Origin of the sequence: Burkholderia sp. EMB26, assembly GCF_024730645.1 — a bacterium.
GTDB lineage: Bacteria > Pseudomonadota > Gammaproteobacteria > Burkholderiales > Burkholderiaceae > Burkholderia > Burkholderia cenocepacia.
In genome coordinates this window covers 2530210-2551180 of the sequence record NZ_CP078070.1, presented here as the reverse complement: position 1 = coordinate 2551180, position 20971 = coordinate 2530210, and the positions used below count along the sequence as shown (strand labels likewise).

Annotated in this window: 17 protein-coding genes, 2 tRNA genes and 3 rRNA genes; 14 read left to right on the top strand and 8 right to left on the bottom strand. The window is 62.3% G+C overall.

Annotated elements, in window-relative coordinates; genetic code table 11:
* Nucleotides 1–36 precede the first annotated feature (36 nt).
* The 6 genes from KU887_RS12015 (at nucleotide 37) to KU887_RS11990 (ending at nucleotide 4563) form a co-directional block, all read left to right on the top strand.
* Entirely contained in the window at nucleotides 37–627 is a 591-nt protein-coding gene (locus tag KU887_RS12015) for an NUDIX domain-containing protein (RefSeq protein WP_006484889.1), read from the top strand.
* Between the two features lie 136 nt (nucleotides 628–763).
* Nucleotides 764–1186 carry a DUF1178 family protein gene (locus KU887_RS12010; RefSeq protein ID WP_006484892.1) on the top strand — a complete coding sequence of 141 codons (423 nt, stop codon included), beginning with the start codon at nucleotides 764–766 and terminating at the stop codon, nucleotides 1184–1186.
* 54 nt (nucleotides 1187–1240) lie between these two features.
* A complete protein-coding gene (locus KU887_RS12005) occupies nucleotides 1241–2437 on the top strand; it encodes an acyl-CoA dehydrogenase family protein (protein WP_006484866.1) in 1197 nt (398 codons plus the stop codon).
* Between the two features lie 19 nt (nucleotides 2438–2456).
* Complete coding sequence (locus KU887_RS12000; RefSeq protein ID WP_006497000.1) at nucleotides 2457–3590, top strand: acyl-CoA dehydrogenase family protein; 1134 nt, start codon at nucleotides 2457–2459, stop codon at nucleotides 3588–3590.
* A 38-nt stretch (nucleotides 3591–3628) separates the two neighbouring features.
* Nucleotides 3629–4090, top strand: coding sequence for a MaoC family dehydratase (locus KU887_RS11995; protein WP_006484884.1), 462 nt, complete (start codon nucleotides 3629–3631; stop codon nucleotides 4088–4090).
* Entirely contained in the window at nucleotides 4087–4563 is a 477-nt protein-coding gene (locus KU887_RS11990) for a MaoC family dehydratase (protein ID WP_006496999.1), read from the top strand. Before KU887_RS11995 ends, KU887_RS11990 begins: the two co-directional genes overlap by 4 nt.
* Before the next feature lie 47 nt (nucleotides 4564–4610).
* Here KU887_RS11990 and KU887_RS11985 read toward each other — a convergent pair whose 3' ends face one another.
* Nucleotides 4611–5303 (bottom strand): glutathione binding-like protein, encoded by a 693-nt coding sequence (locus KU887_RS11985; protein WP_006484871.1) that lies wholly within the window; start codon nucleotides 5301–5303, stop codon nucleotides 4611–4613.
* 219 nt (nucleotides 5304–5522) lie between these two features.
* On the bottom strand, nucleotides 5523–6314 hold the full coding sequence (locus tag KU887_RS11980; protein WP_006484890.1) for an oxepin-CoA hydrolase, alternative type: 792 nt from the start codon (nucleotides 6312–6314) through the stop codon (nucleotides 5523–5525).
* 202 nt (nucleotides 6315–6516) lie between these two features.
* On the opposite strand from KU887_RS11980, the gene KU887_RS11975 reads away from it, so the two are divergent.
* Nucleotides 6517–7173 carry a glutathione S-transferase gene (locus KU887_RS11975; RefSeq protein ID WP_124632948.1) on the top strand — a complete coding sequence of 219 codons (657 nt, stop codon included), beginning with the start codon at nucleotides 6517–6519 and terminating at the stop codon, nucleotides 7171–7173.
* Between the two features lie 39 nt (nucleotides 7174–7212).
* Here the strand turns inward: KU887_RS11975 and KU887_RS11970 are convergent, their stop codons facing one another.
* Nucleotides 7213–8385 (bottom strand): pyridoxal phosphate-dependent aminotransferase, encoded by a 1173-nt coding sequence (locus KU887_RS11970; RefSeq protein ID WP_020979891.1) that lies wholly within the window; start codon nucleotides 8383–8385, stop codon nucleotides 7213–7215.
* Nucleotides 8386–8418: 33 nt separating this feature from the next.
* Nucleotides 8419–8916: a putative toxin-antitoxin system toxin component, PIN family gene (locus KU887_RS11965; protein ID WP_006484880.1), complete on the bottom strand. Its 498-nt coding sequence runs from the start codon at nucleotides 8914–8916 to the stop codon at nucleotides 8419–8421.
* A 57-nt stretch (nucleotides 8917–8973) separates the two neighbouring features.
* Here KU887_RS11965 and yaaA point away from each other — a divergent pair, with 57 nt between their 5' ends.
* Together yaaA and KU887_RS11955 are read left to right on the top strand one after the other, a co-directional pair.
* Nucleotides 8974–9756 carry a peroxide stress protein YaaA gene (gene yaaA, locus KU887_RS11960; RefSeq protein WP_062884413.1) on the top strand — a complete coding sequence of 261 codons (783 nt, stop codon included), beginning with the start codon at nucleotides 8974–8976 and terminating at the stop codon, nucleotides 9754–9756.
* 139 nt (nucleotides 9757–9895) lie between these two features.
* Nucleotides 9896–11050 carry a M14-type cytosolic carboxypeptidase gene (locus KU887_RS11955; RefSeq protein ID WP_034201514.1) on the top strand — a complete coding sequence of 385 codons (1155 nt, stop codon included), beginning with the start codon at nucleotides 9896–9898 and terminating at the stop codon, nucleotides 11048–11050.
* Between the two features lie 87 nt (nucleotides 11051–11137).
* On the opposite strand, the gene KU887_RS11950 is transcribed toward KU887_RS11955, so the two are convergent.
* The 4 genes from KU887_RS11950 to KU887_RS11935 all read right to left on the bottom strand — a co-directional run bounded on the left by KU887_RS11950 (nucleotide 11138) and on the right by KU887_RS11935 (nucleotide 14958).
* The gene (locus tag KU887_RS11950; protein WP_034201515.1) at nucleotides 11138–11794 is read right to left on the bottom strand and encodes a BspC domain-containing protein; all 657 of its coding nucleotides are present in this window, start codon (nucleotides 11792–11794) and stop codon (nucleotides 11138–11140) included.
* A 142-nt stretch (nucleotides 11795–11936) separates the two neighbouring features.
* Complete coding sequence (locus KU887_RS11945; RefSeq protein ID WP_006484865.1) at nucleotides 11937–12611, bottom strand: energy-coupling factor ABC transporter permease; 675 nt, start codon at nucleotides 12609–12611, stop codon at nucleotides 11937–11939.
* 76 nt (nucleotides 12612–12687) lie between these two features.
* Nucleotides 12688–13524, bottom strand: a complete 837-nt coding sequence (locus KU887_RS11940; protein ID WP_006496994.1) for a response regulator transcription factor — start codon at nucleotides 13522–13524, stop codon at nucleotides 12688–12690.
* A 216-nt stretch (nucleotides 13525–13740) separates the two neighbouring features.
* Nucleotides 13741–14958, bottom strand: a complete 1218-nt coding sequence (locus tag KU887_RS11935) for a DUF2863 family protein (protein WP_006484868.1) — start codon at nucleotides 14956–14958, stop codon at nucleotides 13741–13743.
* Between the two features lie 567 nt (nucleotides 14959–15525).
* On the opposite strand from KU887_RS11935, the gene KU887_RS11930 reads away from it, so the two are divergent.
* The 5 genes from KU887_RS11930 (at nucleotide 15526) to rrf (ending at nucleotide 20751) form a co-directional block, all read left to right on the top strand.
* Nucleotides 15526–17058 (top strand): 16S ribosomal RNA (locus tag KU887_RS11930).
* Between the two features lie 63 nt (nucleotides 17059–17121).
* Nucleotides 17122–17198 (top strand) — tRNA-Ile (locus KU887_RS11925).
* Nucleotides 17199–17237: 39 nt separating this feature from the next.
* Nucleotides 17238–17313 (top strand) — tRNA-Ala (locus tag KU887_RS11920).
* A 289-nt stretch (nucleotides 17314–17602) separates the two neighbouring features.
* Nucleotides 17603–20484, top strand: a 23S ribosomal RNA gene (locus tag KU887_RS11915).
* A gap of 154 nt (nucleotides 20485–20638) precedes the next feature.
* Nucleotides 20639–20751 (top strand): 5S ribosomal RNA (gene rrf / locus KU887_RS11910).
* The 16S, 23S and 5S rRNA genes sit together here with 2 tRNA genes alongside, the layout of an rRNA operon.
* Nucleotides 20752–20971: the final 220 nt, after the last annotated feature.

Genomic DNA, 20971 nt, shown 5'->3' with positions numbered 1-20971 from the left:
CTTCGGCCGTCCGTCGTGCTCATCCAGGAGCCGCCGATGGCCGAACTACCCAATCACGACGCCGCACTGACCGAAACCTGCCTCGAGAGCGAGGCAATCTTCGACGGCGCGTTCCTCAAGCTCAAGCGCGATACCGTCCGTCTGCCGGACGGCAAGAAGGCCACGCGCGAGTACGTGCAGCACCCGGGCGCGGTGATGGTGATCCCGCTGTTCGACGACGGCCGCGTATTGATGGAAAGCCAGTATCGCTATCCGATCGGCAAGGTGATGGCCGAATTCCCGGCCGGCAAGCTCGACCCGAACGAAGGCGCGCTCGCGTGCGCGGTGCGCGAACTGCGCGAGGAAACCGGCTACACGGCACGCGAATACGTGTTCCTCGCCCGCATTCACCCGATCATTTCCTATTCGACCGAATTCATCGACCTGTACCTCGCGCGCGGGCTGACGGCCGGCGAGCGCAAGCTCGACGAAGGCGAATTCCTCGAAACCTTCACCGCGACGCTGGCCGACCTGCAGGAATGGGTGCGCACGGGCCAGATCTCCGACGTGAAGACGATCATCGGCACGATGTGGCTCGACAAGGTGCTGTCCGGCACGTGGCCGCTCGGCCCGGTCGTCACGCCCTGAGTGCAGCGTCAGCGGCGAGCGGGGCACCGCGTTACAATCTGGTGACGCGGCGCACCCGTGCCGCGCGATCGGGATTTAGCACGATCGTTCACAAAATCGTTTTTTGCGCTACACTCGTCACACGCCCTGATTCAGCATGAAGGTCCTCGATTTACAGTGTCCGCACGGTCATCGGTTCGAAGGCTGGTTCGCTTCCGCCGATGAATTCGAAGCGCAGTTGTCCCGCAAGCTGGTCGAATGTCCGGTGTGCGGGACGACCGAGGTCAACCGTCTGCCGTCGGCGCCGCGCCTGAATCTGTCGGGGGCGACGCAGGCCCGGCCGGCCGATCCGCGTGCGCTGCAGGCGCAGGTGATGCGCGCGCTGCGCGAGGTGCTGGAGAAGACCGAGAACGTGGGCGAGCGCTTCGCCGAGGAAGCGCGGCGCATCCATTACAACGAGGCGCCCGCACGCAGCATTCGTGGCGTCACGACGCCGGAAGACGCGCAATCCTTGGTCGAAGAAGGCATCGACGTGATGCCGCTGCCGATTCCTGCCGCGCTGAAAGAACCGCTGCAATGACGTATGCAGTGAGTCCTGGCCGGGCCGGACGGCCGCGGTCAGGAGACACTGCGCATGGATCTGGACTATTCCCCTGCCGACGACGCGTTCCGCGTTGACGTCCGCGCCTGGCTCGAGGCCCACCTGCCTCATGCTCTGCGCGCCAAGGTACTCGATCACAAACGACTCGACCGCGAGGATTTCGCGAGCTGGCACCGGATTCTCGGCCAGCGAGGCTGGTCCGCACCCGCATGGCCGGTCGAATATGGCGGCCCGGGCTGGAACGCGACGCAGCGACACATCTGGGACGAGGAATGCGCGCGGATCGGTGCGCCGACCGTGCTGCCGTTCGGGGTGTCGATGGTCGCGCCGGTTTTGATGAAATACGGCAGCGAAGCGCAGAAGCGCCACTATCTGCCGCGTATTCTCGACGGCTCGGACTGGTGGTGTCAGGGTTACTCGGAGCCGGGTTCCGGATCCGACCTCGCGTCGCTGCGCACGCGCGCCGAGCGCCACGGCGATCACTACGTCGTCAACGGCCAGAAGACCTGGACCACGCTCGGCCAGTACGCCGACATGATGTTCTGCCTCGTGCGCACCGATCCGGCCGCGAAGAAGCAGGAGGGTATCTCGTTCCTGCTGATCGACATGAAGACGCCCGGCATCACGGTGCGTCCGATCGTGATGCTCGACGAAGACCACGAGGTCAACGAGGTGTTCTTCGAGGACGTGAAGGTGCCGGTCGAGAACCTCGTCGGCGACGAGAACCGCGGCTGGACCTACGCGAAATACCTGCTGGGCCACGAGCGCACCGGCATCGCGCGCGTCGGTGCGTCGAAGCGGGAGCTCGCGTTCCTGAAGCGTGTCGCATCGAACCAGCGCAAGAACGGCAAGCCGCTGCTCGCCGATCCCGTGTTCGCCGCGAAGGTCGCGGCGCTCGAAGTCGAGCTGATGGCGCTCGAGGTGACGGTGCTGCGCGTCGTCAGCCGCGAGACGAGCGGCAAGGGGCCCGGCCCCGAAGCATCGATGCTGAAGATCAAGGGCACCGAGGTGCAGCAGGCGCTCACCGAGCTGATGGTCGAGGCGATCGGTCCGCTGGCCGCACCGTTCGACGTGCCGTTCCTCGACGGCGAGCGCGAGCACAGCATCGCGGGCGACGACGATGCGGCGCCGCTCGCCGCGTACTACTTCAATTACCGGAAGACGTCGATCTACGGCGGTTCGAACGAGATCCAGAAGAACATCATCGCGCAGATGATTCTGGGGCTGTGATCAGGGAACGGAGACAACCATGGATTTCAGCTTTACCGATGAGCAGCAGCAGTTCGCCGACGCGCTGCGCCGGTATCTCGGCGAGCAATACGGTTTCGAAGCGCGCCAGGCGATCGTGCGCAGCGATGCCGGCGTATCGGACGCGCAATGGAGCGCATTCACCGAACTCGGGTTGACCGCGTTGCCCGTGCCGGACGCGCAGGGCGGCTTCGGCGGCGGCCCGGTCGACATGCTGGTCGTGATGCAGGAGCTCGGCCGCGCACTCGTGATCGAGCCGTACTGGGCCACGGCAGTCGGCGTCGAGGCGTTGCGGATCGCCGGCTCCGGCGCAGGCGAAGATGCCGCGTTGCTGGAGGCGGTCGCGCAGGGGCACAAGCGCGTGGCGGTCGCGTTCCACGAACCGCGAGCGCGCTACGACCTGTACGCACTCGACACGCATGCGCGCGAGCAGGGCGGCACGTACCGGCTGACCGGCGCGAAGTCGGTGGTTCAGCACGGCGCCCAGGCGCATGCGTGGATCGTGCCTGCGCGGGTCGACGGCGGCGGCATCGGCCTCTTTGTCGTCGAACACGATGCAGCGAACACGAAGGTGGTCGACTACCGGACCATCGATGGCCAGCGTGCCGCGACGATCTCCTTCGACGACACGCCGGCCCGATTGCTGACGGGTGGCGCGCGCGACGCGGCGGCACTCGAGCAGATTGCCGATTACGCGACTTTCCTGCTGTGCGCGGAAGCGGTCGGCGCGCTCGACGAACTCAATCGCGCGACGGTCGAATACACGAAGACGCGCGAGCAGTTCGGCGTGCCGATCGCGCGTTTTCAGGCGCTGCAGCACCGAATGGTCGACATGCTGATCCATGCCGAGCAGGCGCGTTCGCTGACCTATCTCGCGGCGGTGCGCTACGCGAACGGCGACGCCGATGCGCGGCGCAAGGCCGTGTCGGCCGCGAAGGCGCGGGTCGGGTCGGCCGCACGCTTCGTCGGCCAGCAGGCGGTCCAGCTGCACGGCGGCATGGGCGTGACCAACGAGGTGGCCGCCGCGCACCTGTTCAAACGGCTGTCGATCATCGAGACGACACTCGGCGATACCGATCATCACCTCGCCCGCATCGCGGCGCTGCCCGATTTCGCGCAGACCGACGTAGCATGATGGCGACGCGCGAGCGCGCGAGACAAGGAGACTTATCAGTGGGCATCAGTTACGAAGATCTGGTGGTCGGCAGTACCACCGAAGTGGGTCGCTATACGTTCGAGCCTGACGACATCAAGGCGTTCGCGAAGCGCTACGATCCGCAGCCGTTCCATCTCGACGAGGAAGCGGGGAAGGCGTCGCATTTCGGCGGCCTCGTCGCGAGCGGTTGGCATACGTGCTCGGTGTTCATGAGCCTGCTGATCCAGAAGCTCGGACCGGATTCGACCAGCATGGGCTCGCCCGGCATCGATTCGATTCGCTGGCTGAAGCCGGTGCGCGCCGGCGACACGATCACGATGTACCAGAAGGTGCACGACAAGCGCGTGTCGGAGAGCAAGCCCGATCGCGGCATCGTATCGACGGAATGGGTCGGCGTGAACGAAGCCGGCGAGACGGTGATCACCGTGCACACCAAGGTGATTTTCGGGCTGCGCCATCCGGGAGGCGCGAAGATATGACCGACGTGACCTTGCCGCTGATCGCATCGGCGCAGGCGCTGCAGGCGCGGGTCGGCGCGGAGCCGCTCGCGAGCGGCTGGATCGAGATCGACCAGCCGCGCGTCGACGGGTTCGCCGACGCGACCGGCGACCATCAATGGATTCACGTCGACCCCGAGCGCGCGCGGCGCGAGTCGCCGTTCGGCGGACCGATCGCGCACGGGTTCCTGACGCTGTCGCTGATTCCCGCGTTGATGACCGACGCGATGCGCTTCGAGCAGAAGATGGGCGTGAACTACGGGCTGAACCGCGTGCGGTTTTTGAAGCCGGTGCCGGTCGGTGCGCGCGTGCGTGCGCTGTTCGCGGTGAAGGAAACCGCCGACGCTGCGCGTGGCGGCATTCAGGTGACGTGGTCCGTATCGGTGCAGGTCGAGCGCCCCGACGCGCCGCTGCCGGTGTGCGCGGCGGAGTTCATCACGCTGCATTACTTCTGAGGCACGGAGCGGCATGCACGGATGCCGCTCCGCCCGCCGCGTGCGGGTCAGTGCTTCGCGTATTGCGTCGCGCCGAACAGCACCTCGCGCGCCTTGTCGTCCTGCAGCGGCTTGCGCATCGACGCGAGCACCTCGACGCCGCGCTGCACGGCCGGTCGCGCGGCGATCGCCTCGTGCCAGCGCTTCACGTTCGGCAAGGCGTCGAGCACGATGCCCTGGTTCTGCCACGAACGTGTCCACGGGAACGTCGCAATGTCCGCGATCGTGTACGTGTCGCCCGCGAGATACTCGGATTCGCCGAGGCGCTTTTCCATCACGTTGTACAGGCGTTTCGCTTCGTTCGTGTAGCGGTTGACCGCATACTCGATCTTCTCCGGCGCATACAGGCGGAAGTGGTGCGCCTGCCCGAGCATCGGGCCGACACCGCCCATCTGGAACATCAGCCACTCGAGCGTCGCATAGCGTGCGGCCGGATCGGTCGGCAGGAACTTGCCGGTCTTCTCCGCGAGGTAGATCAGGATCGCGCCCGATTCGAACAGCGAGATCGGTTGGCCGCCGGGGCCGTCCGGATCGACGATCGCGGGGATCTTGTTGTTCGGGCTGATCTTCAGGAACGCGGGCTCGAACTGGTCGCCCGCGCCGATATCGATCGGATGGGCACGATATGCGAGGCCCGTTTCCTCGAGCATGATGTGCACCTTGTGGCCATTCGGGGTCGCCCAGCTATAGACGTCGATCATCGTCAACTCCTGTGAGGCTTGCGCGAAAACGGCGCCGGCGGCGCCGCGACAGGCGGTCATTAGAGCATGGATCGACACGGGCTGCTGGCGACGCAAACGCGTGTGCCGACGGGCAGGCAAGGCCGGGCGGGAGATCGCCGTCGGCATTGCGTGCGACGGCGACATGCGCATCGGAGGGACGCGGCGGCGTGGCGTCGGTTCGAAGGCCGACGCGGCGGATCAGCGCTTGTAGCGCGGCGGGCGCTTCTCGAGAAAGGCGGTGATGCCTTCGAGCCCGTCCGCATGATGCAGCGACGCGACGAAATGATCGCGCTCGGTGCCGAGGTGCGCGTCCAGCGGTTGCGCGGTCGCGTCGTCGAGCAACGACTTGATGCGCGTGAGCGCATTCGGCGAGATGCCGGCGAGCGTGTCGGCCCATGCCAGTGCGTCACTCAGTGCCGTGCCGGGCGTGGCGAGCCGGTTGACGACGCCGAGCGCATGCAGGCGTTCGGCGGCAACCGGCTTGCCTTCGAACAGGATCTCGGCCGCGATCGCGCGCGGCAACGCACGGGCGAGAAACCACGAGCCGCCGCCGTCGGGCGTCAGGCCGACGCGCGCATACGACATCACGAATTTCGCATCATGTGCGGCGACGATCAGGTCGCACGCGAGCGCGAGCGAGAAGCCCGCGCCGGCCGCGGCGCCTTCGACGGCTGCGATCACCGGCTTCGTGGCTGCGCGGATCGCCGTTACCCATGCCGCGAGCTGATCGATGCTGTCGGCCTGAAAGGACGGCTCCTTCGAGCGATTCTCGAGCAGCCGGTTCAGGTTGCCGCCTGCGCAGAAGAAGCGGTCGGCACCTGTCAGCACGACGGCGCGAATCGCCGGATCGCGCTCGGCGGTGGCGAGCGCTTCGATGCCGGCCGCGTACATGTCGGGATGCAGCGCGTTGCGCGCGCCGGGATTGGACAGTGTGAGGACGAGCGTCGATTCGCTCTCGGGCGGACGCGAGGCCAGCAGTTCAGCACTCATGGGAGCGTGTCTCCATCGGATGGCGCGGCTGTGACGCCGCGTGTGTCGCGTGGACAGGCGGCGCCGTCGCCACAGCGGCGGTAATGTTGTCATGACGAACGCAAAACTTGCTTTAGACTAGCACGAACGTGCTTTTCAGCGCGATGAATCCCGATGCGGCCGGCGTCGAGGCGGCCGCGCTTCAGCCAGGAAGGAGACTCCGATGCTACAGCTGTGCGGTATCCCGTTGTCCAACTACTACAACAAGGTGAAGTTCGTCCTGCTCGAGCACGACATTCCGTTCGAGGAGTCGGTGTGCGGTTTGCCGATCAGCGATCCGGCGCAGCTTGCCGATTCGCCGCTCGGCAAGATTCCGTTCCTGAAGACCGAAGAGGGCGCGCTGTTCGAGTCGCAGGTGATCGTCGAATACCTGGCGGCGCGCTATCCCGAAAAAGGTATTTTGCCCACAAGCCCGTTCGCGGCCGCGAAGGTGCGCGAACTGGTCGAGACGCTCGAGCTGTATCTCGAATGGATGGCGCGCGAGGTCTATACGGAAGCGTTTTTCGGCGGCAAGGTCAGCGACGGGATGAAGGCGCACGTCGAGAAGCGTCTGCCGCGCGCGATCGATGCCTTCAAGCAGATGACGCGGTTTTCGCCGTATGTGCTCGGCGAATCGTTCGGCCTCGCGGACATGGTGGCGTGGGTCCATCTGCCGGTCATCGGCATGGCGACGAAGGCCATATTCGGCCGCGACTTCCTGCTCGATGCAGGCATCGACTGGAAGGCGCACGCGAAGACGGTGGGTGAGCGCCCGGCCGCGCAACGCGTGGCAGCCGAGCGCAAGGCGTATATCGAAGCGGCGAACGTCGTGCGTTCGTAAGCGTTTCTGACGGGCGGCGTGCGGCCGCCCGTGGCGGTCTTACAGGCGGGCGAGCCGTTCGAGCGCGGAGGCGAGCGTGCTTTCCTGCTTCGCGAAGCAGAAGCGGACGACGCCCGATTCGTGCGGCTCGTGATAGAACGCCGACACCGGAATGGCGGCCACGCCGATCTCCGACGTGAGCCACTTCGAAAATTCCGCTTCGGGCAGGTCGCTGATCGCCGAGTAGTCGACGCACTGAAAGTACGTGCCCGTGCACGGCAGCAGCTTGAAGCGCGTGCGTTCGAGGCCGGCCCGGAAGAAATCGCGCTTGTGCTGATAGAAGCCCGCGAGCGACAGGTACGGCGCCGGGTCGCGCAGGTAGTCGGCGAGCCCGATCTGCATCGGCGTGTTTACCGTGAACACGTTGAACTGGTGGACCTTGCGGAATTCCGCGGTCAGCGCGGCAGGCGCCGCGACGTAACCGACCTTCCAGCCCGTCACGTGATAGGTCTTGCCGAAGCTCGACACGATGAAGCTGCGCGCGGCGAGTTCCGGGTAGCGCGCGACGCTCTCGTGGCGCGCGCCGTCGTAGACCATGTGCTCGTACACCTCGTCGGACAGGATCAGCACGTTGGTGCCGCGCACGATGTCCTCGAGCTTGCGCATGTCGGCCTCGCGCCACACGGTGCCCGTCGGGTTGTGCGGCGTGTTGATCAGTATCATCCGCGTTTTCGGCGTGATCGCGGCCGCGAGGCGGTCGAACGGGATCGCATAGTCGGGCGCCTCCAGCGTGACGAACACCGGCTTGCCGCCCGCGAGCTCGATCGACGGCAGGTAGCTGTCGTAGGTCGGCTCGACGACGATCACTTCGTCGCCCGGATGCACCGCGCACAGGATCGCCGTCAGCAGCGCCTGCGTCGCGCCGGCCGTCACGGTGATTTCGCTGGCCGGATCGTAGCGCCGGCCGTACACCTGCGCGATCTTGTCGGCGATCGCGTCGCGCAGCGGCGCGACGCCGGCCATCGGCGGATACTGGTTGTGCCCGTTGCGCATCGCGGCCGAGACCGCATCGACGATGCGCGGATCGCAATCGAAATCCGGGAAACCCTGGCCGAGGTTCACCGCCCCTTTTTCGGCGGCAAGCGCGCTCATGACCGTGAAGATCGTCGTGCCGACGTTCGGCAGGCGCGAGGGGAAAACGGGCGTCGTTGGCATATCTGAAGGAGCGTTCATCGATACGGTCGAAATCGGGTGGGGCCGTGTGCGTCAGGCTGGCGTGGTCGGGGCGGCCGGCGTCGCGTCGAGCGCGCAGGCCTCGGTAAAGGGAGCGGGCTGCGCGATCCGGAAACCGAAGTCGCGTGCGGTGCGTTTCGCGAGCTTCAGCAGCGCGCGGTCCTTCGACACGAGCCAGTCGGCCTGCGCGGCGCGGGCAAGCTCGAGAAATTTCTGGTCGTCGCGGTCCTTGCACTTCGGCAGCGGCGGCGCGCCGGCGTCGACGGGCGGCGGTTCAACGAGGTTCGCGAGACGGGCGACGGTCGCGAGCGCGGCCGCCTTGTCGATCGCGCGCGACTGGAACTGCGGATAGTCGAGCACGTATTCGAGCTCGGTCAGGCAGCGGCCGTCGATCACGGCGGCCAGCGTGCCGCATTCCAGCGCGGCGCGGATCGGGCGCGTAGCGGGGTCGTCGAATACGAGGATGTCGATCCAGACGTTCGAGTCGAGCACGACGCGGTGCGCGGCATGCGGGGCGAGAGAGCGGCTCATTCGTTACAATCGGTGGTTTTCGTCTGACCGCAAGGCACGGCGTGCCAGCGAGCCTCTATGATAATCGTTCTCTCTCCCGCCAAATCCCTCGACTACGATACGCCCGCGCACGTCCCGTCTTACACGTTGCCTGCATTCGTCGACGACGCGTCGGAACTGATCCGCGGCCTGCGCAAGCTGTCGCCGCAGGACATCGCGACGCTGATGGATATCTCCGATCCGCTCGCGCGCCTGAATTTCCAGCGCTACGCCGACTGGTCGCCGACCTTCACGCCGGCCAACGCGAAGCAGGCCGTGCTGGCGTTCAACGGTGACGTCTACGAGGGTTTCGACGCAAAATCGCTGTCGTCCACCGATCTCGACTATGCGCAGCAGCACGTGCGCGTGCTGTCGGGCCTGTACGGGCTGCTGCGTCCGCTCGACCTGCTGCAGCCGTACCGGCTCGAGATGGGTACGCGGTTCGCGAACGCACGCGGCAAGGATCTGTATGCGTTCTGGGGCGACCGCATCACGCGGGCGCTGAACGAGCAGCTGGAGACGCGCAGCGGCGCCGCACGCGTGCTGGTCAACTGCGCGTCGACCGAATACTTCAAGTCGGTCAAGCCGAAGCTGCTGGCCGCACCGGTCATCACGCCGGTATTCGAGGACTGGAAGGGCGGCCGCTACAAGATCATCAGCTTTCATGCGAAACGCGCGCGCGGCCTGATGGCGCGTTTTGTCGTCGAGAACCGTATCACCGACCCGAAGGCGCTGAAGGCATTCGCGACCGAAGGCTATGCGTTCGATGCGGCGGCGTCGAACGATTCGACTTACGTATATCGCCGGCGCATCGGCGAGTGACCCTGCCGGCCGTTCACGAGACGGCCGGCGCCTGCATGAGGCCGGACAGGCGGTACGCCGCGTGCTTCGGTCAACCGCTTTGCATGGGGCCGGCGTAAGCGCTAAAGCGCTAACGCCGGTCGATAACGGAGAGAGACAGATGACCCTTTCGATCACCAGTAATTTCGACGCAGGCGCCATCGACGTCGTGTCGTGCGAGCGCCCCGACGCGATCCGGCTGCGCGTGCGCGGCGACAATCGGTCGGAGTTCGCGCAATGGTTTTACTACCGCTTGACGGGCGCGCGTGGCGAGCGGTGCGTGATGACGTTCGAGAACGCAGCCGAATGCGCATACCCGTCGGGCTGGCGCAACTATCACGCGGTGGCGAGCTACGACCGGGTCGACTGGTTCCGCGTGCCGACGACGTTCGACGGCAAGACGATGACCATCGACCATACACCCGAGTTCGACAGCATCTACTACGCGTATTTCGAACCGTACTCGGAAGAGCGTCACGCGGCGTTTCTCGGCGCGGTCCAGCAGTTGCCGCAGGCGAGCATCGTCGAGCTCGGCCGCACGGTCGAAGGCCGTCCGATGTCGCTGCTGACGCTCGGCACGCCGGAAACCGACGATGCGCCGAAGAAGAAGGTATGGATCATCGCGCGCCAGCATCCGGGCGAGTCGATGGCCGAGTGGTTCGTCGAAGGCCTGGTCAAGCGGCTGGCGGGATGGGGCGACTGGGCCGGCGATCCGGTGGCGCGCAAGCTCTACGATCGCGTGACGTTCTACATCGTCCCGAACATGAATCCGGACGGCAGCGTGCACGGCAACCTGCGCACCAATGCGGCCGGCGCGAACCTGAACCGCGAGTGGATGGCGCCCGATGCCGAGCGCAGCCCCGAAGTGCTGGCCGTGCGCGATGCGATCCACGCGATCGGCTGCGACATGTTCTTCGACATTCACGGCGACGAGGATCTGCCGTACGTGTTCGTCGCCGGCTCGGAGATGCTGCCGAGCTTTACCGAGCAGCAGGGCAAGGAGCAGGCCGCGTTCATCGACGCGTTCAAGGTCGCCAGCCCCGACTTCCAGACCGAGCATGGCTACGCGGCGAGCAAGTACAAGGAAGATGCGCTGAAGCTCGCGTCGAAGTACATCGGCCATCAGTTCGGCTGCCTGTCGTTGACGCTCGAAATGCCGTTCAAGGACAACGCGAACCTGCCCGACGAGCGCGTCGGCTGGAACGGCGAGCGCAGCGCGGCGCTCGGCGCGGCGATGCTGGCTGCGATCCTGGTGCACGTCGACACGTTCGCGTAAGCGCAGCCGTTCGTCGTCGCATGAAAAAAGCCGGCGCATCTCGTGATGCGCCGGCTTTTTTGCCGCTGTCGTTGCCGCTCCGTCGTATCAGGACTTCTTCGCGGTTTTTTTCTTCACGGCCTTCTTCTGGCCGCTGGATTTCTTCGTCGCGACGGCCTTCTTGCTGCCGGTGCGGCTCGATGCCTTCGCCTTGGCTTTGCCGCGGTGCGACTTGCCCTTGAACTTCTTCGTCGAAGACGACGAGCGTTCGACGCGCGGCTTCAGCGGCGGGACCGGGTCGTTCCAGCTGAACGCGAGCATTTGCTGGCCGACATAGCCGCAACGGAATTTCAGCGGCGTCGGATCGCTGCCGTTGCTGTGGATGCCGAGCCCGTCGACGGTGACGATGTTGTCGACCTTCACGCGCTGCTTGCCCTGGTCGAACGAGTCGTTCCACGGCGTGATGGTCGCATTGCCGCTGTCGAATGCGTTCGGCGCGAACTCGACGCGGTCGAACGCGGTCGACGTACTGGCGATGAAGCTGCCGTGCGCCGCACAATCGGCGGCGAGCGGATCGGCATGCATCTCGTTGACGAATTTGTTGATCAGTTCGGAGCGCTGGTCGAGCAGGTCGGCGAATACCGGAGCGGGAAGCGCAAGCGACAGGCCCGCGATACAGGCTGCCAGCTTGCCGAGCGCCCGGAAAATCCGGAGCGAGGCAGGTGAGCTGTCCATCTGGTTATTGGTGAGGAGCGAAGGAGACATCGGGCACGTATAGATGCCCGATGAAGAACAGGAGTTCAATCTTAGCGTAAAAAAGTTGTGCGGCAGTAGGTGGCGTATTCGGCGCGCGTCGTGGACGGTGCCGCCGGCACATGTGTGCGCCGAGCTGGTCCGGAGGGGAAAGTCAGGCGCGCGGGCCGCCGAGGCGGTAGCGCCGGACGTCGAAGGTCGTGACCCACGCGGGGCGATAGACGGCGATGAGTGCCGTCGCCATGCCGGTGAACCACGCTTCGCCGAGCGCGAGCAGCGCGGTGTTCAGCAGATAGCCGGCCGGAATCACGACGGGCACGCCGTCGGCAAGCGCGAGCTGGACACCGGCCGCCGCAGCGGCGACCGCGACGATCGCGATGGCCGGCGACAGGAAGCCCTGCCCCGTGATGAACGATGCGAGGTTGTGCGGCAGCCACGCGAGCGCGGCGCGTTGCAGCAACGCCGACACGGCGACAGGCAGCGCACCGTAGATCAGATAGGTCAGGCCGATGCCTTGCCACGGCGCGTCGAAGATGACCGCGGCAATCGCCGTGACGGCGCCCATCGCAACCAGGGCGAGCGTCCAGTCGAACAGCGTGACGAGCAGCGTTGCGCCAAGCAGATGCATGACGATGCCGTCTTCGAGCCATGCGTTCGAAGCCCACAGGACCGTGATCGCAGTGACGAGTGCGAGCCACACGTGCTGAAGCGTGGCGTCTTGCAGGCGTACGAACGGGCGATTCCAGATCGCGAGCGCGAGCAGGGCCACGGCGGCGATCCAGCCACCGATGCCAACCCAGAGCGGAAGCGGTGTGAAAAGAAAACCCATGCGTCCATATTACTCGTTGAGCATCAAAGGTGGGAACCGGCGCATGCGCGACCGTCGCAATATCGAGACTGTTTGCCTAGCGTCCGCGCCGGAACCGTGCCGGTGGCTCGGCGGCGAGCGGCAGATCGTGCGTGCCGGCATTCGCGGTAGGCAACGGGTACGGACGGTCATGCCGTTGTGTCCGCAGCGGAACCGGGCCGTGTTCGCCGATGGCCGGCTTGCGGGCGCGGTTGCGGTTCGCCAGCAGCACCTCGAGATGGGGCGACAGCCAGCCGTTGTAGATCGCGACCGCGGCGGCGCGGTTTGCGGCGCCAAGCTGCTGGAAGATGCTCGCGAGGTGGATCTTCACGGTGCCTTCGCTGATGCCGAGCGTACGCGCGATCATCTTGTTCGTGCTGCCCATGTGGACGAACCGCATGATCTGCGCTTGTCGCGGCGACAGGAGGCCGCTCGGCGGGCGGCGGGGCAGCGAGCCGGCGAGCGTCTGGAAATGGGCATCGTGGCGCGCCGTCGCCGTGGACGGTAGCAGGCTGAGGGCGATCGGCGGAATGTAGTGCCCGCCCAGCAGGACGATCTCCAGCGCGCGCACGATGAGGTGCGGCCGCGTGGAATGCGGGATCACGCCCGCGACGCCGTAGTTGAAGAAACGCTGGATGGCTTCGGGCGAGATCTCGTCGACCAGGACGGCGACCGGTGTCGGCGAGCACGCGTTGCCGAGCGCCTGAAGCTCGCTGAGCCGGCCCACGTCGAGCCAGTCGATCGCGAGGAGGTCGAAACGCTGGGTGCGCAGCAGCCGGCGCGCCTGGAAACCGTCAGGCGCATCGTTGATGCTGGCGTGCCGGTCGATCTGCCGCAACAGGGCCTTCAGTCCGTCACGCCGTTCGGCGTCTGAGTTAAGCACCAAGAATCGCATATTCAATCTCCATAAGGTGAGTCATTGACTGCTGTCGGGGGGGATATAAGCTGGCCCCGATAATGACAAAGACCTTACACGATGTCTGCTTGGCTGAAAGGCTTAGGAAAAGTTCGAAATTTTGGGCGACAGAACATCGGACAAGAAAAAAAGCCGCTTCGGCAGGCACCGGAAGCGGCTTTTGGCGGGGCAGGCTGCAGGGCCTGCGGGGGCGAGTCAGTGGAAATGCGGCTGCGCGGGCGACGCGTCTTCCGGCATTTCCGCATGGACGATTTCGCCGAGCGGATCGGCGTACAGCGGCACACCGCAGTCGTCGCAGTATTCGGGTTCGAAGCGGCCCGCGTGCCGGCGGACGTCGGTTACGCCGCATTCCTTCAGCAGGCTTACGATTTCCTCGAGCGGCCCTTCGATCGGCGCTTCGCCTTCGAGCGTCGCGCTGTCGATCGAAACGTCGCCGTTTTCACGGCCGTAGAGCGGCCACACGACGCCGTAGATCACATCGTTGCTGGCACGCCGCGTGAAGCCGACCCGATACTCGTCGATACGGCGTTCGCCGAAGCCGGCGACCACCGCGCGCAACTCCTGCGGCGCTGCACCAAGTGTGTCGAATAGATAACGAATGGCCGTTCGGACGGTGTGTGGACGCACGCGTTCGTCCGCATCGCGACAGGCCGAGTAGTACGCGTCCGGAAGCAGGCATTCGAACTCGCAGCCGGGCAGCGCGATCGACAGGTTCGGGCCGCCCTGTGCCGTCCACTGTTCGAGGCACTGGCCGCGCTCGATACGGCTGCCGTTTTCTTCTTCCTGCCAACGGAACAGCGCCGCGCCGGTCGGCGCGGCGACGACCGCCAGCAGGAAGCGCGGATCGGCCAGGATCGGCGAGGTTTCCGGCAGGTCGCCGAAGCTCAGCTTCGGGGTGTGCTGACCGATCGCCGCATGCGCGAGCTGCTGGGCCAGCCGGTAGGTTTCCACGTGGTGCCGCGGCAGTTGGTCGATGCTGTAGAGGAAGGGAGCAAGCCCGACGAGGGTGCCGTTTGCGAGCACGTGCGCCTGCAGGTGCGTGCGCAGCGCGTCGGTAACGTCGCCCTTCAGTGGGCCCGACGGAATCATATAGCGCGTCCAGGCGAGCACCGGGACGGCGACCAGCAGCGCATCGTACGGTTGGCCGTCGTGGTCGATCACCATCGACTCGCTGTGTGTCTCGGCCATGTCGGCGAGCGCGCCGTAGGCGTCGGGATGATTCTGCTGAAGATGGTCGAGCGCGGCGTCGAGCGTGGTCTGATTGCCGTTGCGGACGATCTTGGCGAGCAGCGCGTCGAGCTTCGCTTCCCAGAAGCGATCCTCGATGCGGCTGCCCGACGCGAAGAGCGCAAGCGACAGACCGACCAGTTTGTCGGCATCGGGGGGGAGGCGTTTGGCGATTCGCTGGCGCATATTAAAGACGTATATAGAAAGAGGCGAAGAACCTCACATTCTAGTCCGTTCTTTGCACCATAAGCGGCCTCGTGCCCAGGCATGGCCGGACGGCCGAATTGCGGCGCTCGTAAAAAAGTTGCTTCAAGCCCCTTGCGCGATCGCCGTGAGCTGCATAGAATCACGCCTCTTTCGCGCTAACGGAAACGCGGCGCGGAAGGAAGGGAAGCAGTGCTGTTGGAGTTCGGAAGTAGCGAGCCTCGGCGGTACGGAAGTTGAGCCCCGCAGTCGCAACGAAGTCGTTCAGAAAGTTGTTGACGAGCTGCGAAACACGGTTCATAATCTCGCTTCTCTGCTGCTGAAAACGCAGCGCTGCTGAGGGGTTCAGATCCCTCGCAGACATGCTCTTTAAAAATTAACAGCCGATAAGTGTGGGCGCTTGATGGCAGCGAGCTGATCCTCGGATCAGATGGCAAAAGTATCAAGAGTCTCACACTAAAGTAAGTCAGGTTTATGAAGTGATTCATATTCCTGTCAGCTTTGAGTGAGCGACCGGTTCTTAACTGAACCGAAAACAGTAACAGGTTTGAACTGAAGAGTTTGATCCTGGCTCAGATTGAACGCTGGCGGCATGCCTTACACATGCAAGTCGAACGGCAGCACGGGTGCTTGCACCTGGTGGCGAGTGGCGAACGGGTGAGTAATACATCGGAACATGTCCTGTAGTGGGGGATAGCCCGGCGAAAGCCGGATTAATACCGCATACGATCCACGGATGAAAGCGGGGGACCTTCGGGCCTCGCGCTATAGGGTTGGCCGATGGCTGATTAGCTAGTTGGTGGGGTAAAGGCCTACCAAGGCGACGATCAGTAGCTGGTCTGAGAGGACGACCAGCCACACTGGGACTGAGACACGGCCCAGACTCCTACGGGAGGCAGCAGTGGGGAATTTTGGACAATGGGCGAAAGCCTGATCCAGCAATGCCGCGTGTGTGAAGAAGGCCTTCGGGTTGTAAAGCACTTTTGTCCGGAAAGAAATCCTTGGCTCTAATACAGTCGGGGGATGACGGTACCGGAAGAATAAGCACCGGCTAACTACGTGCCAGCAGCCGCGGTAATACGTAGGGTGCAAGCGTTAATCGGAATTACTGGGCGTAAAGCGTGCGCAGGCGGTTTGCTAAGACCGATGTGAAATCCCCGGGCTCAACCTGGGAACTGCATTGGTGACTGGCAGGCTAGAGTATGGCAGAGGGGGGTAGAATTCCACGTGTAGCAGTGAAATGCGTAGAGATGTGGAGGAATACCGATGGCGAAGGCAGCCCCCTGGGCCAATACTGACGCTCATGCACGAAAGCGTGGGGAGCAAACAGGATTAGATACCCTGGTAGTCCACGCCCTAAACGATGTCAACTAGTTGTTGGGGATTCATTTCCTTAGTAACGTAGCTAACGCGTGAAGTTGACCGCCTGGGGAGTACGGTCGCAAGATTAAAACTCAAAGGAATTGACGGGGACCCGCACAAGCGGTGGATGATGTGGATTAATTCGATGCAACGCGAAAAACCTTACCTACCCTTGACATGGTCGGAATCCTGCCGAGAGGCGGGAGTGCTCGAAAGAGAACCGGCGCACAGGTGCTGCATGGCTGTCGTCAGCTCGTGTCGTGAGATGTTGGGTTAAGTCCCGCAACGAGCGCAACCCTTGTCCTTAGTTGCTACGCAAGAGCACTCTAAGGAGACTGCCGGTGACAAACCGGAGGAAGGTGGGGATGACGTCAAGTCCTCATGGCCCTTATGGGTAGGGCTTCACACGTCATACAATGGTCGGAACAGAGGGTTGCCAACCCGCGAGGGGGAGCTAATCCCAGAAAACCGATCGTAGTCCGGATTGCACTCTGCAACTCGAGTGCATGAAGCTGGAATCGCTAGTAATCGCGGATCAGCATGCCGCGGTGAATACGTTCCCGGGTCTTGTACACACCGCCCGTCACACCATGGGAGTGGGTTTTACCAGAAGTGGCTAGTCTAACCGCAAGGAGGACGGTCACCACGGTAGGATTCATGACTGGGGTGAAGTCGTAACAAGGTAGCCGTATCGGAAGGTGCGGCTGGATCACCTCCTTTCCAGAGCTATCTCGCGAAGTTGAGCGCTCACGCTTATCGGCTGTAAATTAAAGACAGACTCAGGGGTCTGTAGCTCAGTCGGTTAGAGCACCGTCTTGATAAGGCGGGGGTCGTTGGTTCGAATCCAACCAGACCCACCATTGTCTGGCGGTAGGTACACCTGAGGCAAATCTGTACATGGGGGCATAGCTCAGCTGGGAGAGCACCTGCTTTGCAAGCAGGGGGTCGTCGGTTCGATCCCGTCTGCCTCCACCAATCACCAACGCTAAGGGCTTGGTTCAGACACTGAACCGAGAATTTTGCATTGGCGATTGAGCCAGTCAGAGGATATCAACAGATATCGGCTGTCGTTCTTTAACAATCTGGAAGAAGTAAGTAATTTGGATAGCGGAAGCGTCTTTGAGATGGACGTGAAAACTATCCGGGTTGTGATTGTATCGATGTATCTCAAGATGATTCGAACTCTAAGTTTGACTCAATTGGAATACGGCACAACGCGAGAACTCAACCTGTAGCGACTGTCGATGAGACAGACTCGTTATAGGGTCAAGCGAACAAGTGCATGTGGTGGATGCCTTGGCGATCACAGGCGATGAAGGACGCGGTAGCCTGCGAAAAGCTACGGGGAGCTGGCAAACGAGCTTTGATCCGTAGATGTCCGAATGGGGAAACCCACTCCTTTTGGAGTATCCATGGCTGAATACATAGGCCATGTGAAGCGAACGCGGTGAACTGAAACATCTAAGTAACCGCAGGAAAAGAAATCAACCGAGATTCCCAAAGTAGTGGCGAGCGAAATGGGATGAGCCTTGCACTCTTTATTTGTATTGTTAGCCGAACGCTCTGGAAAGTGCGGCCATAGCAGGTGATAGCCCTGTAGGCGAAAACAGTATGAAAGAACTAGGTGTGCGACAAGTAGGGCGGGACACGTGAAATCCTGTCTGAAGATGGGGGGACCATCCTCCAAGGCTAAATACTCGTGATCGACCGATAGTGAACCAGTACCGTGAGGGAAAGGCGAAAAGAACCCCGGGAGGGGAGTGAAATAGATCCTGAAACCGCATGCATACAAACAGTCGGAGCCTCGCAAGGGGTGACGGCGTACCTTTTGTATAATGGGTCAGCGACTTACGTTCAGTAGCAAGCTTAACCGTATAGGGCAGGCGTAGCGAAAGCGAGTCCGAATAGGGCGTTCAGTTGCTGGGCGTAGACCCGAAACCAGGTGATCTATCCATGGCCAGGATGAAGGTGCGGTAACACGTACTGGAGGTCCGAACCCACTAACGTTGAAAAGTTAGGGGATGAGCTGTGGATAGGGGTGAAAGGCTAAACAAACCTGGAAATAGCTGGTTCTCTCCGAAAACTATTTAGGTAGTGCCTCGTGTCTCACCTTCGGGGGTAGAGCACTGTCATGGTTGGGGGGTCTATTGCAGATTACCCCGCCATAGCAAACTCCGAATACCGAAGAGTGCAATCACGGGAGACAGACATCGGGTGCTAACGTCCGGTGTCAAGAGGGAAACAACCCAGACCGCCAGCTAAGGTCCCCAAATATAGCTAAGTGGGAAACGAAGTGGGAAGGCTAAAACAGTCAGGAGGTTGGCTTAGAAGCAGCCACCCTTTAAAGAAAGCGTAATAGCTCACTGATCGAGTCGTCCTGCGCGGAAGATGTAACGGGGCTAAGCTATATACCGAAGCTGCGGATGCGTGCTTAGCACGCATGGTAGGAGAGCGTTCCGTAAGCCTGCGAAGGTGCCTTGTAAAGGGTGCTGGAGGTATCGGAAGTGCGAATGCTGACATGAGTAGCGATAAAGGGGGTGAAAGGCCCCCTCGCCGTAAGCCCAAGGTTTCCTACGCAACGTTCATCGGCGTAGGGTGAGTCGGCCCCTAAGGCGAGGCAGAAATGCGTAGCTGATGGGAAGCAGGTCAATATTCCTGCACCATTGTTAGATGCGATGGGGGGACGGATCGCGGAAGGTTGTCCGGGTGTTGGAAGTCCCGGTCGCTGCATTGGAGAAGGCGCTTAGGCAAATCCGGGCGCAGGATTCAAGGGTGTGGCGCGAGCTCCTTAGGGAGCGAAGCAATTGGAAGTGGTTCCAAGAAAAGCCTCTAAGCTTCAGTCTAACGATGACCGTACCGCAAACCGACACAGGTGGGCGAGATGAGTATTCTAAGGCGCTTGAGAGAACTCGGGAGAAGGAACTCGGCAAATTGGTACCGTAACTTCGGGATAAGGTACGCCCTTGTAGCTTGACTGGCCTGCGCCAGGAGGGTGAAGGGGTTGCAATAAACTGGTGGCTGCGACTGTTTAATAAAAACACAGCACTCTGCAAACACGAAAGTGGACGTATAGGGTGTGACGCCTGCCCGGTGCCGGAAGATTAAATGATGGGGTGCAAGCTCTTGATTGAAGTCCCGGTAAACGGCGGCCGTAACTATAACGGTCCTAAGGTAGCGAAATTCCTTGTCGGGTAAGTTCCGACCTGCACGAATGGCGTAACGATGGCCACACTGTCTCCTCCCGAGACTCAGCGAAGTTGAAGTGTTTGTGATGATGCAATCTACCCGCGGCTAGACGGAAAGACCCCATGAACCTTTACTGTAGCTTTGCATTGGACTTTGAACCGATCTGTGTAGGATAGGTGGGAGGCTATGAAACCGGAACGCTAGTTTCGGTGGAGCCGTCCTTGAAATACCACCCTGGTTTGTTTGAGGTTCTAACCTTGGCCCGTGATCCGGGTCGGGGACAGTGCATGGTAGGCAGTTTGACTGGGGCGGTCTCCTCCCAAAGCGTAACGGAGGAGTACGAAGGTACGCTAGGTACGGTCGGAAATCGTGCTGATAGTGCAATGGCATAAGCGTGCTTAACTGCGAGACCGACAAGTCGAGCAGGTGCGAAAGCAGGTCATAGTGATCCGGTGGTTCTGTATGGAAGGGCCATCGCTCAACGGATAAAAGGTACTCTGGGGATAACAGGCTGATACCGCCCAAGAGTTCATATCGACGGCGGTGTTTGGCACCTCGATGTCGGCTCATCTCATCCTGGGGCTGTAGCCGGTCCCAAGGGTATGGCTGTTCGCCATTTAAAGAGGTACGTGAGCTGGGTTTAAAACGTCGTGAGACAGTTTGGTCCCTATCTGCCGTGGGCGTTGGATATTTGAAGGGGGCTGCTCCTAGTACGAGAGGACCGGAGTGGACGAACCTCTGGTGTACCGGTTGTCACGCCAGTGGCATCGCCGGGTAGCTATGTTCGGAAGAGATAACCGCTGAAAGCATCTAAGCGGGAAACTCGCCTTAAGATGAGATATCCCTGGGGACTAGATCCCCTTGAAGGGTCGTTCGAGACCAGGACGTTGATAGGTCAGGTGTGTAAGCGCAGTAATGCGTTCAGCTAACTGATACTAATTGCCCGTAAGGCTTGATCCTATAACAAGTCTGCCTTGTAGATCGGCGCCGTGCGCAAGCACTGGCCGCGATCCAGAGCGACAAGTTGGATTCTCGTGTGTGATACACACAACCTAAATTACTGCTTCTTCCCAGATTGGTTCTGTTGGCCACGCCAGCAGAACAACCCCCTTTGCCTGATGACCATAGCGAGTCGGTCCCACCCCTTCCCATCCCGAACAGGACCGTGAAACGACTCTACGCCGATGATAGTGCGGATTCCCGTGTGAAAGTAGGTAATCGTCAGGCTCCCTAAGCCAGAAACCCCCGCCCGAAAGGCGGGGGTTTTTGCATTGGCGTGCCAGAAAAGCGTGCGGCGAAGCGCGAAACGGTATGCGCGCCAGATCAGATCCTCCGGCTCCCGCCACCAAGCCGTCCCCCGAACAAAGTCCCGCGATTTGATACGATCGAACTGTCGTCGACAATGGCATCCGCCGACGTTCGTGTTCGAAACCAGGTTTTGAGGGCA

What these genes read in the sequence shown, in the direction of transcription:
- KU887_RS11965 (WP_006484880.1), bottom strand. Translation starts at nt 8,916, where the DNA reads ATGAGCCGCTCTCTCGCCCCGCATGCCGCGCACCGCGTCGTGCTCGAC.
- KU887_RS11945 (WP_006484865.1), bottom strand. Translation starts at nt 12,611, where the DNA reads ATGGGTTTTCTTTTCACACCGCTTCCGCTCTGGGTTGGCATCGGTGGC.
- KU887_RS12010 (WP_006484892.1), top strand. Translation starts at nt 764, where the DNA reads ATGAAGGTCCTCGATTTACAGTGTCCGCACGGTCATCGGTTCGAAGGC.
- KU887_RS11940 (WP_006496994.1), bottom strand. Translation starts at nt 13,524, where the DNA reads ATGCGATTCTTGGTGCTTAACTCAGACGCCGAACGGCGTGACGGACTG.
- KU887_RS12015 (WP_006484889.1), top strand. Translation starts at nt 37, where the DNA reads ATGGCCGAACTACCCAATCACGACGCCGCACTGACCGAAACCTGCCTC.
- KU887_RS11935 (WP_006484868.1), bottom strand. Translation starts at nt 14,958, where the DNA reads ATGCGCCAGCGAATCGCCAAACGCCTCCCCCCCGATGCCGACAAACTG.
- yaaA (WP_062884413.1), top strand. Translation starts at nt 8,974, where the DNA reads ATGATAATCGTTCTCTCTCCCGCCAAATCCCTCGACTACGATACGCCC.
- KU887_RS11950 (WP_034201515.1), bottom strand. Translation starts at nt 11,794, where the DNA reads ATGTCTCCTTCGCTCCTCACCAATAACCAGATGGACAGCTCACCTGCC.
- KU887_RS11975 (WP_124632948.1), top strand. Translation starts at nt 6,517, where the DNA reads ATGCTACAGCTGTGCGGTATCCCGTTGTCCAACTACTACAACAAGGTG.
- KU887_RS11980 (WP_006484890.1), bottom strand. Translation starts at nt 6,314, where the DNA reads ATGAGTGCTGAACTGCTGGCCTCGCGTCCGCCCGAGAGCGAATCGACG.
- KU887_RS11955 (WP_034201514.1), top strand. Translation starts at nt 9,896, where the DNA reads ATGACCCTTTCGATCACCAGTAATTTCGACGCAGGCGCCATCGACGTC.
- KU887_RS11985 (WP_006484871.1), bottom strand. Translation starts at nt 5,303, where the DNA reads ATGATCGACGTCTATAGCTGGGCGACCCCGAATGGCCACAAGGTGCAC.
- KU887_RS12000 (WP_006497000.1), top strand. Translation starts at nt 2,457, where the DNA reads ATGGATTTCAGCTTTACCGATGAGCAGCAGCAGTTCGCCGACGCGCTG.
- KU887_RS11990 (WP_006496999.1), top strand. Translation starts at nt 4,087, where the DNA reads ATGACCGACGTGACCTTGCCGCTGATCGCATCGGCGCAGGCGCTGCAG.
- KU887_RS11970 (WP_020979891.1), bottom strand. Translation starts at nt 8,385, where the DNA reads ATGAACGCTCCTTCAGATATGCCAACGACGCCCGTTTTCCCCTCGCGC.
- KU887_RS12005 (WP_006484866.1), top strand. Translation starts at nt 1,241, where the DNA reads ATGGATCTGGACTATTCCCCTGCCGACGACGCGTTCCGCGTTGACGTC.